Annotated in this window: 11 protein-coding genes and 1 pseudogene; 6 read left to right on the top strand and 6 right to left on the bottom strand. The window is 49.5% G+C overall.

What is annotated here, in order from left to right:
* Nucleotides 1-41: 41 nt before the first annotated feature.
* Both mobB and mobA read right to left on the bottom strand, forming a co-directional pair.
* Nucleotides 42-575: a molybdopterin-guanine dinucleotide biosynthesis protein MobB gene (gene mobB, locus UC14_RS05575; RefSeq protein WP_013577663.1), complete on the bottom strand. Its 534-nt coding sequence runs from the start codon at nucleotides 573-575 to the stop codon at nucleotides 42-44.
* Nucleotides 572-1,159 carry a molybdenum cofactor guanylyltransferase MobA gene (gene mobA, locus UC14_RS05570; protein WP_013577662.1) on the bottom strand — a complete coding sequence of 196 codons (588 nt, stop codon included), beginning with the start codon at nucleotides 1,157-1,159 and terminating at the stop codon, nucleotides 572-574. The genes mobB and mobA overlap by 4 nt, the downstream gene beginning before the upstream one ends.
* Nucleotides 1,160-1,312: 153 nt before the next feature.
* On the opposite strand from mobA, the gene UC14_RS05565 reads away from it, so the two are divergent.
* The 4 genes from UC14_RS05565 (at nucleotide 1,313) to polA (ending at nucleotide 6,522) form a co-directional block, all read left to right on the top strand.
* The gene (locus tag UC14_RS05565) at nucleotides 1,313-1,582 is read left to right on the top strand and encodes a YihD family protein (protein ID WP_013577661.1); all 270 of its coding nucleotides are present in this window, start codon (nucleotides 1,313-1,315) and stop codon (nucleotides 1,580-1,582) included.
* A gap of 92 nt (nucleotides 1,583-1,674) precedes the next feature.
* Entirely contained in the window at nucleotides 1,675-2,661 is a 987-nt protein-coding gene (locus tag UC14_RS05560) for a serine/threonine protein kinase (RefSeq protein WP_037035574.1), read from the top strand.
* A 45-nt stretch (nucleotides 2,662-2,706) separates the two neighbouring features.
* Nucleotides 2,707-3,330: a thiol:disulfide interchange protein DsbA gene (gene dsbA / locus UC14_RS05555; protein WP_013577659.1), complete on the top strand. Its 624-nt coding sequence runs from the start codon at nucleotides 2,707-2,709 to the stop codon at nucleotides 3,328-3,330.
* Nucleotides 3,331-3,717: 387 nt separating this feature from the next.
* Nucleotides 3,718-6,522: a DNA polymerase I gene (gene polA / locus UC14_RS05550; RefSeq protein ID WP_112197358.1), complete on the top strand. Its 2,805-nt coding sequence runs from the start codon at nucleotides 3,718-3,720 to the stop codon at nucleotides 6,520-6,522.
* A 350-nt stretch (nucleotides 6,523-6,872) separates the two neighbouring features.
* On the opposite strand, the gene yihA is transcribed toward polA, so the two are convergent.
* Nucleotides 6,873-7,523 carry a ribosome biogenesis GTP-binding protein YihA/YsxC gene (gene yihA / locus UC14_RS05545; RefSeq protein WP_013577657.1) on the bottom strand — a complete coding sequence of 217 codons (651 nt, stop codon included), beginning with the start codon at nucleotides 7,521-7,523 and terminating at the stop codon, nucleotides 6,873-6,875.
* A 579-nt stretch (nucleotides 7,524-8,102) separates the two neighbouring features.
* On the opposite strand from yihA, the gene yihI reads away from it, so the two are divergent.
* Both yihI and hemN read left to right on the top strand, forming a co-directional pair.
* Complete coding sequence (gene yihI, locus UC14_RS05540; RefSeq protein WP_013577656.1) at nucleotides 8,103-8,654, top strand: Der GTPase-activating protein YihI; 552 nt, start codon at nucleotides 8,103-8,105, stop codon at nucleotides 8,652-8,654.
* Nucleotides 8,655-8,841: 187 nt separating this feature from the next.
* Nucleotides 8,842-10,214: pseudogene (gene hemN / locus UC14_RS05530) on the top strand (oxygen-independent coproporphyrinogen III oxidase).
* Between the two features lie 64 nt (nucleotides 10,215-10,278).
* Here hemN and glnG read toward each other — a convergent pair.
* The 3 genes from glnG to glnA all read right to left on the bottom strand — a co-directional run bounded on the left by glnG (nucleotide 10,279) and on the right by glnA (nucleotide 14,410).
* Nucleotides 10,279-11,691: a nitrogen regulation protein NR(I) gene (gene glnG, locus UC14_RS05525; protein ID WP_013577654.1), complete on the bottom strand. Its 1,413-nt coding sequence runs from the start codon at nucleotides 11,689-11,691 to the stop codon at nucleotides 10,279-10,281.
* A gap of 7 nt (nucleotides 11,692-11,698) precedes the next feature.
* A complete protein-coding gene (gene glnL, locus UC14_RS05520; protein ID WP_013577653.1) occupies nucleotides 11,699-12,748 on the bottom strand; it encodes a nitrogen regulation protein NR(II) in 1,050 nt (349 codons plus the stop codon).
* Nucleotides 12,749-13,000: 252 nt separating this feature from the next.
* On the bottom strand, nucleotides 13,001-14,410 hold the full coding sequence (glnA, locus tag UC14_RS05515) for a glutamate--ammonia ligase (RefSeq protein ID WP_013577652.1): 1,410 nt from the start codon (nucleotides 14,408-14,410) through the stop codon (nucleotides 13,001-13,003).
* Between the last annotated feature and the right edge of the window lie 31 nt (nucleotides 14,411-14,441).

Here is a 14,441-nt window from a genome sequence, read left to right as displayed (position 1 = left end):
TTTTGCTATGCGGAATTTGGATAATGGCAGAAGATCGAAAACTACTGTTTTTGCTGATTTTCCAGCCACCTGATAACAAATTCTCCAACGTCTTCTATCTTATTTATATTCAAGACGCTAATTGTCGTTGAAATAGTCTCTGATAGACAATCACTAGCCACAGCAACAGCATGAATATCAATTAACTGTTCCAATATTCCCCCTGTTCCTTCCCTGTGCAGCACAATTTTGTCGATCTCTTCATGCTTGAACCCTTCAACGAAGATCATATCCAGTTTATTGCGGTCAAAACGCGTCGCAAGATAGTCTAGGTTTAGATGATCCTGCTCGGGCATTTCTGTCATTAATGCCCATCGGCTGCTGCTGGCAACCATAGTCTGGTCTGCACCCGCTTTACGTAGCTCAAAGCTATCTTTCCCTGGAGTATCTACATCCACATCATGATGTGTATGCTTTATCAGACCGGTTCGTATACCACGTTGACGCAAATAGGGGATAAGCTGCTTCAGCAATGTTGTTTTTCCTGTTCCGCTGTGAGCGACGATCCCAAGCAAGGGAATTTGTTGATTTATCATATGAAAATATCGTGGTGATTAGCTTTCCAATGTGACACATCTTCAGGCGTGTTGAGATTGGAAAACGCTGTGGATTCGTTGAACAATACTGCTTTTGCGTCAATCTGATGAAAGAAAATCATTAATTTCCTGTCGCCATTTGCGAGATAGGTTTCCAGTACTGGAATCAGATTACGGTTCAGCAGACAAAGTGTCGGATGCCCGCGTTCAGGGTCACAGGCAAAAACTGCCCGTTGCCCGGCCGCGTTGGCTAAAAAGGCTTCGGTGAGATTTAACGGAAAGGCTGGTACGTCACAGGGAACGAACAGTACCCACTCGGTTTTACTGGCAGATAATGCGGCAAGCATTCCTGCAAGGGGGCCCTGAAAATCCTGTGTAATGTCAGGGACCGTCTGGAAATTTCGGCCATATCGTTTCGTGTTTCGGTTACAGCTGATGAGAATATCTCCGACTTGTGGGCGTAATCTTTCGGCAATATGTTCAAATAAGGGTTTACCATTAATTTCGACCAGCCCTTTGTCTTCACCCATCCTGCTCGAACGACCACCCGCTAAAATCACGCCGGTAATGTTATCCTGCCCCATAATATTTACCTGTAAAAATGTCTATATTCCGCTCATTGTAACGCCTTACCTTGCGGTCAGGCAGGTTTAACTGTTACCCGGTCAGCTTGTCCTTTCCCTGAAGAAATAACCCTGTTATTTTTAGGGTCTGCAACTACGTTGAAAGGGAATATCATGAAAGAACATCGCGTAAATGAGTTGATCGAACTGCTGCATCCTGCATGGAAAGAAGATTGCGATCTTAACCTGATGGAGTTTATTCAGAAGCTGGCGACAGAATGTGGTTATCAGGGACCTTTGGGAGAACTGAGTGATGACATGTTGATTTATCACCTGAAAATGCGCGGAACTGACAGCACGACTGAAATCCCAGGTTTAAAGAAAGATTATGAGGATGACTTTAAAACTGCACTTTTACGTGCCCGTGGCGTGATTAAAGATTGATGTAAACTTATGTGAACTTCATGCGAACCGCCAAAAATAGATGATACTATTTCCCATTGTCATTTTTCTGTGCGGCTAACCCGAATGAAGTTATGAACAATTCTGCTTTTAATTTTCAGGCATTGTCGCCGGATCTTATCCTTGATGCGTTAGAGAGTATCGGTCTGATTGCTGAGTCCGGCCTCACTGCCTTAAACAGCTATGAGAATCGTGTCTACCAGTTTCTGGGAGAAGACAGAAAACGTTATGTAGTGAAGTTCTACCGGCCGGAGCGCTGGAGTGAAGAACAAATCCACGAAGAGCACCAGTTTTCTCGTGATATGGCTGATGCTGAAATCCCTGCTGTTGCCCCTCTTTCTATTAATAAAGATACACTTCATCACTACCAGGGTTATATGTTCACCGTGTTTCCAAGCGTCGGTGGCCGTCAGTATGAAATAGATAATCTCGATCAGCTGGAATGGGTGGGGCGATTCCTCGGGCGTATCCATCAGGTTGGCAGTGAAAGTCTCTTCACCGCACGCCCGACAATTGGCCTCGATGAATACCTTTCCCGACCACGTGATGTCCTGGCGCAGTGTCCTCTGATCCCCAAAAGCCTGCGAGAGCCTTTTTTAACTGCGACAGATAAACTGATCACGACGACCCGGGAATTCTGGCATACCGACTGGCAGCCTTTGCGCTTACATGGGGATTGCCATCCGGGGAATATTCTCTGGCGAGATGGCCCGCTGTTTGTGGATATGGATGATGCCCGTAATGGTCCGGCAATCCAGGATCTCTGGATGTTGTTACATGGCGACCAAAGTGAGCAAAGGCTTCAGTTAGATATCTTGCTGGAAGCTTATGGAGAGTTTGCTGATTTAGATACCAGTGAACTGTCTTTGATGGAGCCGCTGCGTGCTATGCGCATGGTTTATTATCTGGCCTGGGTCGCCCGTCGCTGGGACGATCCTGCATTTCCTAAGAGCTTCCCCTGGATGCAGGACGAAGATTTTTGGCGTGGTCAGATAGCGGCTTTCACTGAGCAAATTAAGAAATTACAGGCACCTCCTTTACGGCTGATGCCAATGTATTGAGTCACGATTAACGTTCAAGTTTAATTAAATGGAGATAGGCTTTATATGAAAAAGATATTCCTGGCACTGGTTGGTATGGTTATGGCCTTCAGTGTATCTGCAGCGCAATTTTCTGATGGCGCGCAATACGTTACTTTAGATAAAACCGTAGCTAATGAGCCACAGGTACTCGAGTTTTTCTCATTTTATTGCCCGCACTGCTACCAGTTTGAACAAGTCTGGCATGTCTCTGACAGCATCCGTAAGAACCTGCCAAAAGATGTGAAATACACTAAATACCACGTTGAGTTCCTAGGTCCGTTAGGTAAGCAACTAACTCAGGCATGGGCTGTGGCTATTGCTCTGGGTGTTGAAGAAAAAGTCAGCCCGCTGATGTTTGATGCTGTGCAGAAACAGCAGTCGGTACAAAATGCTGATGATATCCGTAAAGTCTTTATTCAGGCGGGTGTTAAGGGAGAAGATTATGATGCCGCACTTAACAGCTTCGTCGTGAAATCACTGGTTGTTCAGCAGGAAAAAGCCGCTGCTGATTTGGGTCTGCAAGGCGTCCCTTCTGTATTTGTGAATGGGAAATACATGGTTAAAAATGACGGACTTGATACCAGCTCAATGGATATGTATGTCAAACAATATTCTGATGTGATCAATTTCTTAGCGACCAAAAAATAAGAATTCTTGATCTCGGCGCCAGCTTTCGGGCTGGCGTTATATTTTCTGAAAAAAATAACAACCAAAATGAGTACCCTATGAAATATAAATAATTTATGCCCGGAATGTTTCCTGTAAATATTACTATCCACAATAGCTATTAAGCTTCTATTACACGACTATTTCATAAAAAAACCGATAACCTGATGAAACCAGTAGTTAAAATTCTGGAGTATTTTCCGGATATGATCAGATAATAATTTACTATAAAAACTATTCACAAAGTTATCCACAGGATGATCCTTCGAGATCCCTCGCAACTTCGCAATGAATTTCCCTCTCAAGGTTCGTCTTTCCCGCTGGCTATGGCATCCTTAGAGCATGTCTGATCACGAATAAAGAAGAGTTATGGCCCAGATAGCAGAAAACCCCTTAATCCTGGTAGACGGTTCGTCTTACCTTTATCGCGCCTATCATGCGTTTCCTCCGCTGACCAACTCTGCGGGTGAACCGACCGGTGCGATGTACGGTGTGCTTAACATGTTGCGCAGTTTATTGCTGCAATACACACCAAGCCATGTCGCTGTGGTTTTTGACGCGAAAGGCAAAACCTTCCGTGACGAACTTTTCGAACAGTATAAATCTCACCGTCCTCCGATGCCGGATGACCTGCGCTCTCAAATTGAGCCTCTTCACCAAATGGTCAAAGCAATGGGGTTGCCTTTGCTGGTGGTCTCTGGTGTAGAAGCGGACGACGTAATCGGTACGCTGGCACTCGAAGCTGAACTGGCGGGTCATGCTGTTCTGATCAGCACCGGTGATAAAGATATGGCGCAGCTCGTGACACCGGGCGTGACATTAATTAATACGATGAACAACGCGATTCTGGGGCCAGATGAAGTTGTCGAGAAGTACGGTGTTCCGCCTTCGCTGATCATCGATTTCCTCGCCCTGATGGGTGACTCCTCGGACAATATTCCAGGCGTGCCGGGCGTGGGGGAGAAAACCGCACAAGCCTTGTTACAAGGCATTGGTGGTCTTGATGCGTTGTATGCCGATCTTGATAAAGTATCGACACTCAGTTTCCGCGGCGCCAAAACCATGGCCGCCAAACTCGCTGATAATAAAGACGTCGCCTATCTCTCTTACCAGCTGGCGACCATTAAAACTGACGTGAAGCTGGATTTAACCTGTGCAGAGCTGACGGTTTCTGAACCTGATGCTGATGAACTGCACAAGCTTTTTGGTCGCTATGAATTCAAACGCTGGCTGGCTGATGTTGAATCCGGTACCTGGCTGAGCGGTAAAAAATCAGCAGGTAAAGCGCCGGCAGCAGCGAAGAAAAGCGCACAGGCTGAAGACACAACTTCAGCAGCAGTGATCGAACCTAACCAGCTTTCTCAGGACGGTTACGTCACCATTTTGGATCAGGCGACGCTGGATGAATGGATCGGTTATCTGAAAGGCTCTGAGGTGTTTGCATTCGATACAGAAACGGATGGTCTGGATACGCTGACCGCCAATCTGATTGGCTTATCTTTTGCTACAGAAGCAGGTAAAGCAGCCTATTTACCGGTTGCTCATGATTATCTGGATGCGCCGGTACAGCTGGATCGTGATGAAGTATTGAAACAGCTCAAGCCGATACTCGAAGATGAAAAGCAGCGGAAAGTGGGTCAGAACCTGAAATTCGACCGCGGCGTGTTACTGCGTTATGACATCGAATTAAAAGGCATTGCCTTTGATACCATGCTCGAGTCCTATGTGCTCGACAGCGTATCTGGCCGCCATGATATGGACAGCCTGGCCGATCGCTATCTCGGCCATAAGACCGTCAGTTTTGAAGAGATCGCAGGTAAAGGCAAGAACCAGCTGACCTTCAACCAAATCGCGCTGGAGCAAGCGGCGCCCTATGCGGCAGAAGATGCTGATGTCACATTACAATTGCATCAGGCACTGTGGCCTCGGATTGCGGAAAGCGAATCCCTGAAGACTGTTTTCACGGATATCGAAATGCCGCTGGTACCTGTGCTGTCTCATATCGAGCGCACTGGCGTTCTGATTGATCAGAATATCCTCGCCGCCCACTCAAAAGAACTGGCTATCCGTCTGAATGAGCTGGAAAACAAGGCACATGAACTGGCAGAAGAACCTTTCAACCTGTCTTCGACCAAACAATTGCAGGCCATTCTGTATGAAAAACAGAAATTACCGATTCTGAAGAAAACGCCGGGTGGCGCGCCATCGACTAATGAAGAAGTTCTGGCTGAGCTGGCTCTGGATTACCCGCTGCCAAAAGTCATTCTTGAATATCGTGGTCTGGCAAAACTGAAATCGACCTATACCGATAAACTGCCATTGATGATCAATCCGCAGTCCGGACGTGTGCACACGTCTTATCATCAGGCAGTGACTGCCACCGGGCGTCTATCTTCCAGTGATCCAAACCTGCAAAATATTCCGGTGCGTAATGACGAAGGTCGCCGCATCCGTCAGGCGTTTATCGCGCCGAAAGACTACATTATTCTCGCTGCCGACTACTCGCAGATTGAACTGCGTATCATGGCGCATTTATCTAAGGATGAAGGTTTGCTGAAAGCGTTCGCCGAGGGGAAAGATATCCACCGCGCGACTGCCGCAGAAGTCTTCGGTACGCCGCTGGAGAAAGTATCCGGTGAGCAACGCCGCAGTGCGAAAGCGATTAACTTCGGCCTGATTTATGGCATGAGCGCCTTTGGTCTGTCGCGCCAGCTAAATATTCCGCGCAAAGAATCCCAGCGTTATATGGATTTGTACTTTGAGCGCTATCCGGGCGTGCTGGAATACATGGAACGCACCCGCACTCAGGCGTCTGAGCAGGGTTACGTTGAAACGCTGGATGGTCGCCGTCTGTATCTGCCAGACATTAAGTCCAGTAACGCCATGCGCCGTAAAGGTGCGGAGCGTGCAGCGATCAACGCCCCGATGCAAGGAACGGCTGCGGATATTATCAAGCGTGCGATGATAAGCGTCGCTGACTGGCTGAAACAACCGGATGCGCCGCGTGCTCGCATTATCATGCAAGTACACGATGAACTGGTGTTTGAAGTGCATAAAGATGATGTGGAAGTGGCAAGCGAAAAAATCCGCAATCTTATGGAAGCAAGCATGACGCTGGCCGTTCCACTGAAAGTAGATGTGGGCACTGGCGAAAACTGGGATCAGGCTCACTAAGTGAATAGTTATTAAGCTTTTTTTGTAATTAAGCTACAGGATTATGTGCTCATACCATGAGGGTGATCGCATAATCCGCGATTTTTGTGTAAGTAAACTACAAAAAGTTCTTTTTCCCCGTCAGAAAATAGGGTAAAGTTTCTCTCGTAGGGTACAGAGGTAAGATGTTCTATCTTTCAGACCTTTTACTTCACGTAATCGGATTTGGCTGAATATTTTAGCCGCCCCAGGCATTTATGTTTGGGGCGTTTTTTATTGGATTTTTCATAGCGTTATACCCATAAAAAAGGGCAACCTTGCGGTCACCCCTTTCTGTTCTTTACTTACATTTCCCCGTTCCCGGGGCGCTACTATTCGCCTTCGTTAGAAAGCTCTTCTTCCTGCACTTCCGGCGGGATTTCGCTGAACCAGGTGTTCAGTTTGTCACTCAGTTTATCCACGCCCATTTTCTTCGGTGAGGAAAATGCCTCTACCTGAATATCACCCATGAATTCTTTCACCGCTTCACGGACCATTTTTATCTGCGCCTGACGTGCGCCTGAAGCCAGTTTGTCGGCTTTAGTCAGCAGCAACATGACCGGCGTACCCACATCAACTGCCCACTGAATCATTTGTTGATCGAGATCTTTAAGCGGATGGCGGATATCCATCAACACAACCAGACCTTTGAGGGAGTTACGCATTTGCAGATATTCGCCCAGCGCGCGCTGCCATTTACGCTTCATTTCTTCCGGTACTTCCGCGTAGCCATAACCCGGCAAGTCGACCAGGCGGATGCCCGGCTTCACTTCGAACAGGTTGATGAGCTGAGTACGGCCAGGCGTTTTACTGGTACGTGCGAGGCTTTTCTGCTGTGTCAGGGTATTCAGCGCACTGGATTTGCCGGCGTTTGAACGACCAGCAAATGCGACTTCAATGCCTGCGTCAGATGGCAAATGCCGGATATCCGGGGCGCTCATGACGAAATGGGTCATATGATAGTTGTAAGTTTGGCTGGTCAAAGCGTGCGTCTCCGTGAGGCATGAGTATCTGGCTGGCGATTATAACTGCAACACAGCCGAGATGCGTTCGTGTTTTTAAAATCCGAATGATGAGGCGAAGGGACCACAGAGATGAAGGCGGGGGAAATTGCCTTCATGATGTAAGACATTTGCTATTCATGATGCGGGTTATTTCGCTTGTTTTGTCGCCGAATTTTTTAATGTTATTCAATTTCAATAAGATAAAATTGATGTCGTTATGAAATCGACAAGACGGCTGGCGGGTATCTTGAGCCTTTGTGCCAGTCGGGTAAAGTATTTCTTACGCGGTGAAGGCGAGAACGGAAACAGGGACGAAAATTGCATTCAGGGATCACGGGAAATGCATCGCGATTTAAGGATGAACGGAGCCGGAGGCTCTGAAAGGCAAAGGAAAAACCGGGACGTTGATGCTATACAGGGAAAGTATTTGATGAATATCCTTCTGAGGAAGGAAAGAAAAAGGCAGCAAGGTTACCTTGCTGCCTTTTTTCTTTGCCCGCTTTCTGCTAGATTCCGGCGCAAATCTATACTAAATGTACACACCTAAGAGCAGATGCCATGAAACAGCCAGCGAAAGCACCGCGCGCCAATACCGCGACAGCTAAAACGAAGAAGAAAAGTCGTGTCGAGCTTGATATCGAAGCGCGCGAACGCAAGCGTGACAACAAGCGCCGTGGCCATAAAGCAGGCTCACGCGCCAATCCGGATGCGGCCCAGAACCAAAGCGGCGCGGGCACGAAAAAAGCCGATCCGCGTATCGGTAGCAAAAAAGCCGTGCCTTTGATCGTTGAGACCGTTACGAACAATGCAGCGAAAGCTAAAAAAGCCGCACAGCCGAAGCAAGATGCAAAACCTAAGATGACACCGGAAGAAGAACTGACGTTACTCGAAAATGATGAGCGTCTGGATTCTTTGCTGGATCTCATCGACGATGGCAAAGCATTAAGCGCAGAAGATCAGGCTTATGTTGATCAGACACTTGATCGCATCGATGTTCTGATGGAAATCCTCGGCATCGAACTCGGCGAAGATGAAGATGACGAAGAAGAAGTGAAAAACGAAGACATGATGCAGTTGCTCAAGCGCGGAAATCCAAAAGAGGGTTTCTAATCCATGCGCTGGGTCATCCCGGCAATAGCCTTACTCTTTGCATGTTATCTGCTTTGGTTATTCGGTAAACTACGCCGGTTATCGAAAACCAAAGCACGTTTGCGCAGAGCGACCTTTGCACGGCAGGCTCAAAGCCTGCCTGTAAAGCGAACCGGTCGCATCCGACGCCGGAAGGAGTGAGTACCCCATGTCAGAACAGACTACCGTCTGGGATTTAGCGCTGATCCAGAAATACAATTATTCGGGTCCGCGATACACATCCTATCCAACAGCACTTGAGTTCAGTGAACGCTACGATAATACCGCTTTCGAAAATGCGGCTGCCCGTTATCCGGCACGCTCGCTCTCATTGTACGTGCACATTCCTTTCTGCCATAAGCTCTGCTACTTCTGCGGCTGCAATAAACTGGTGACCCGCCAGCAGCATAAAGCCGAAGAATATCTCAACGTGCTTGAAAAAGAGATCAGTCACCGTGCACCGCTCTTTAAAGGTCGTCAGGTCAGTCAGCTGCATTGGGGCGGTGGTACTCCGACTTACCTCGATAAAGCGCAGATAAGCCGTCTGATGGGCCTTCTGAGGGCATACTTTGATATCCTGCCCGACGCAGAAATGTCACTGGAGGTAGATCCACGTGAAATTGAGCTTGATGTGCTTGACCATCTGCGCAGCGAAGGCTTTAACCGCCTGAGTATGGGGGTCCAGGATTTCAACAAAGAAGTGCAGCTTCTGGTTAACCGTGAGCAGGATGAAGATTTCATCTTTGCCCTCATTGCACGCGCCCGGCGCTGGGTTTCAACTCGACTAATATCGATCTGATTTACGGTCTGCCGAAACAGACGGCAGAAAGTTTTGCTTACACGCTGCAGCGTGTGGCAGAGCTCAACCCTGATCGTCTGAGTGTGTTCAATTATGCGCACATGCCAAAATTGTTCGCCGCTCAGCGCAAAATCAAAGATGCTGATTTGCCTGGTGCGGAAGAGAAATTGAAAATTTTGCAGGAAACCATCGCTTCACTGACCGGTTTCGGCTATCGCTTTATCGGGATGGATCACTTTGCTCGCCCTGATGACGAACTGGCGATCGCCCAGCGCGAAGGCAAATTGCACCGCAATTTCCAGGGCTACACCACGCAGGGCGACAGTGATTTGCTGGGAATGGGCGTTTCGGCCATCAGCATGCTCGGCGATACCTACGCGCAGAACGAAAAAGATATCAAAACCTATTACGCTCATGTGGAAGCGCAGGGACATGCCTTATGGCGCGGTCTGGAAATGACGAATGATGACTGCCTTCGTCGCGATGTCATTAAATCTCTGATCTGCCATTTTGAGCTGAATTTTGCTGATATCGAACAGCGTTACGACATTCGTTTTACCGATTATTTTGCTGATGATCTGGCACTGCTGAAGCCGCTGGCTGAAGACGGGCTGGTTGAGGTGAGTGGCACGCATATTCAGGTGACACCGCGCGGGCGTTTGCTGATCCGTAATATCTGTATGTGCTTTGATATTTATCTGCGACGTCAGGTGCGCCAGCAACAATTCTCCCGCGTTATCTGACAGTCTGCTCTGCAAATAAAAACAGCCGCATAAGCGGCTGTTTTGCTGTCTGGTGCGAGGACTTTTATTCCATGCCCAGTTCTTTCAGTTTGCGGGTCAGGGTATTTCGCCCCCAGCCCAGCAACCGTGCCGCTTCCTGTTTATGTCCCTGTGTATGGCGCAGCGCCGTGGTCAGTAATGTACGTTCCATTTCAGGTTGCGCTTCTGACAGCAGGTTTTGATGACCGGAACGCAGCGCACGGTCTGCCCATTGTGCCAGCAATGTCGCCCAACTGTCTGGCAGACTCTGACCACCGGTTTCAGGGGCCGAGGTCTCAAACAGTTCGCTGGGTAAATCCTGAATCAGCACTTCCTGACCCGCCGCCATGACGGTGAGCCAGCGGCAGGTGTTTTCCAGCTGGCGCACATTGCCCTGCCATGGCAATCGCGTCAGTGCCGTTTCTGTTTCCGGATGCAGGTTTTTTGCTTCCACACCCAGCTCTTTAGCCGCGACTTGCAGGAAGTAACGCGCCAGACGCGGGATGTCTTCACGACGTTCACGCAGCGGCGGCAGATGGACGCGGATAACGTTCAGGCGGTGGAATAAATCCTCGCGGAATTTCCCTTCCTGAACCCGTAGCTCCAGATTCTGGTGAGTCGCAGCGATAATACGCACGTCCACTTTCACCGGCGCATAACCGCCAACACGATAGAACTGGCCATCTGCCAGCACGCGAAGCAGACGGGTTTGCACATCAAGCGGCATATCCCCGATTTCATCGAGGAACAGCGTGCCGTTATCGGCTTGTTCAAAACGTCCCTGACGGACGGTGTTGGCGCCGGTAAACGCCCCTTTCTCGTGGCCGAATAATTCGGACTCAATCAGGTCTTTCGGGATAGCAGCCATATTCAGCGCGATAAAGGGCGCTTTGGCGCGCGGGCTGTGGCGGTGTAAGGCGTGAGCGACCAGCTCTTTACCGGTACCGGATTCCCCATTAATCAGCACGCTGATTGAAGAACGGGACAAACGGCCGATGATGCGAAATACGTCCTGCATAGCGGGCGCTTCACCGATAATGTCTGCGGTCGGGCCACTCGCAGGCTGGCTGCGTGCCGGTTGCTGTTGTTCCTGATAATGACTGATGGCTCGTTCAACCAGTGCCACGGCTTCATCAATGTCGAACGGTTTTGGCAGATAATCAAACGCACCTTGCTGATAGGCGCTGACTGCAGCATCCAGATCGGAGTGTGCTGTCATTATGATGACCGGAAGCATCGGGTGACGTTGTTTAATCTGCTTTAACAGCGCTAAACCGTCCATCCCGGGCATACGGATATCTGATAACAAAACGTCAGGGGTTTGAGTCGCAATGGCATCAAGCACTTCATTGCCGCTGTCAAACGTGGTGCACGTTAAACCGGCTCCAGTGAGCGCACGTTCAAGTACCCAGCGGATGGAGCTATCGTCATCGACGATCCAGACTATCCCTCGTTGCATAAGAACCTCACTGGCGAATAGGCAGGAATACCGAGAATTCGGTATGTCCTGGCCAACTGTTAAATTCAACTTTACCCGAATGCTGATCAATCAAACTGCGCGCGATGGACAGGCCCAAACCGGTGCCCCCTTCGCGGCCACTGACCATGGGGTAAAAAAGGGTGTCCTGCAAATGCGCCGGTACGCCGGGGCCATCATCTTCAATATCGATACGGGCCACCAGACGATAACGCACGCCGTGTAACGTAATCTGGAAAGCAGTACGCGTGCGTAATGTAATTGTGCCGCCTTCCTCCCCCAGCGCCTGTAATGCGTTGCGGGTGATGTTTAACAAAATCTGTTCTATCTGATCGGGGTCGTGCGCCAGTTCCGGCAGGCTAGGATCATAGTCCCGCACCAGCTGAACGTTATCCGGCTTCTCCATCGAGACCAGTTGGCAAACCCGTTCCGCAACCTGGTGAATACTTTGTGTCACATGCTGGCTCGGACGTTGCGGGCCCAGCAATCTGTCGACCAGATTACGCAGACGGTCAGCCTGCTCAATAATGACTTTCGTATATTCCAGCAAGGCCGGATCGGGCAGCGCTCTGGATAATAATTGTGCTGCGCCACGCAACCCGCCGAGCGGATTCTTGATTTCATGTGCCAGACCGCGGATCAAATCACGCGCAGCAACTTGTTGAGCGTGCTGTAATTGTTCCTGGCTCAGGCGGCGCTGATTATCCATCGGCGCCAGTTCCACCAGAATGAAACCTTCTGGCAGCATCTGTGCGGTCAGCGACAACACATGCGCGCGGCCGTCTACGACCAGCGTCACTTCACTGTCTGTAAAGCCTTGTCCGGCTGTCAGACTTTCACGCATTAATTCGATGTTCAGCGAAAAATATCCCACCAGTTCTGGCAAAGGGGTGCCAAAAAGCTTTCGGGAACTTTGCGCCAGTAACTGCTGAGCTGCCGGATTGGCATAATGCACAGCCAATTCGTCGTCTAACAGCAGAACGCTGTTGATTAAGGAATTCAGGATCTGCCCAGCATCGGGCAGTTTGCCAGTTGCCATACCGCAGTCTCCCGCACCTGATTGGTGCATTTTATCTCGCTACCCGGTGAAATCACGGGTCAGAGGGGTTGAGCAGGAAAGAGTGTGGAGAAAAAAGCCCATCCGGAGATGGGCTGAAAGTTTCCACGGCAACAAATATAAATCGTCTTACTTAATTTTGACGCTGAAGGGTTTGTGAACACAGGCCTTCAGTCGGGTATTACCCTCAGCGCCAGCCCGAAGACGAGCGCTGAGTCCGGTTTAATCGAAAAATTAAACGCTGTAGTACAGTTCGAACTCAACCGGATGCGGAGTCATGCGCACGCGGTCCATTTCTTCTTTACGCAGACCGATATAAGCATCGATAGCGTCGTCAGTGAACACGCCACCACGGGTCAGGAACTCGCGGTCTTCGTTCAGTGCGTTCAGGGCCTCTTCCAGTGAACCTGCAACTTTTGGAATTTCTGCTTCTTCTTCCGGTGGCAGGTCATACAGGTTTTTGTCCATCGCATCGCCAGGGTGGATCTTGTTGATGATACCGTCCAGGCCAGCCATCATCAGTGCAGCAAACGCCAGGTATGGGTTAGCCGCTGGATCAGGGAAACGTGCTTCGATACGCATCGCTTTAGGCGTTGATACGTGTGGAATACGGATGGATGCAGAACGGTTACGCGCAGAGTAAGCCAGCATTACTGGCGCTTCGTAGCCCGGGACCAGACGCTTGTAGGAGTTGGTGGTCGGGTTAGCGTAGGCGTTGATTGCTTTAGCGTGCTTAATGATACCGCCGATGTAGAACAGTGCCATTTCAGACAGGCCGCCGTATTTGTCGCCAGCGAACAGGTTGTTACCGTTCTTAGACAGAGACATGTGGCAGTGCATACCTGAACCGTTATCGCCAAACATTGGTTTTGGCATGAAGGTCGCAGTTTTGCCAAATGCGTGAGCCACGTTGTGAACCACGTATTTGTAGATTTGGATTTCGTCAGCTTTTTTAGTCAGGGTGTTGAAGCGGGTTGCCACTTCGTTCTGACCAGCGGTTGCCACTTCGTGGTGGTGAGCTTCAACAACCAGACCCATTTCTTCCATGGTCAGACACATGGTAGAACGCAGATCCTGAGAGGAGTCGACCGGAGGAACCGGGAAGTAACCGCCTTTTACTGCAGGACGGTGGCCTTTGTTGCCGCCTTCGTATTTGGTGCTTGAGTTCCATGCGCCTTCGATATCATCGATAGCGACGTGAGAACCGGAGATGCTGCTGCCGAAGCGCACATCATCAAACAGGAAGAATTCTGGCTCTGGCCCGAACAGAACGGTGTCCGCGATACCGGAAGAGCGCAGGAAATCTTCTGCACGTTTTGCGGTAGAGCGTGGGTCGCGGTCATAACCTTGCAGCGTGGTTGGCTCAAGGATGTCGCAACGAATGATCAGGGTAGTTTCTTCGTAGAATGGGTCAAGAACAGCAGTGCTCGCATCTGGCATCAAGACCATGTCAGATTCGTTAATGCCTTTCCAGCCACCGATTGAAGAGCCGTCAAACATTTTGCCTTCTTCGAAGAAGTCAGCGCTAACCTGGTGCGCAGGAATGGTGACGTGCTGTTCTTTGCCTTTGGTATCAGTGAAGCGTAAATCTACGAATTTCACTTCATGCTCATTCAGCATCGTCAAAACGTGTTCAGCGGACATACTAGTTCTCCCGAATTTCTCATTATCGTCG

Origin of the sequence: Rahnella sp. NRRL B-41462 (assembly GCF_003263525.1) — a bacterium.
GTDB lineage: Bacteria > Pseudomonadota > Gammaproteobacteria > Enterobacterales > Enterobacteriaceae > Rahnella > Rahnella aceris.
The sequence above is the reverse complement of the archived record's forward strand: the minus strand, read 5'-3'. Positions and strand labels throughout refer to the sequence as shown.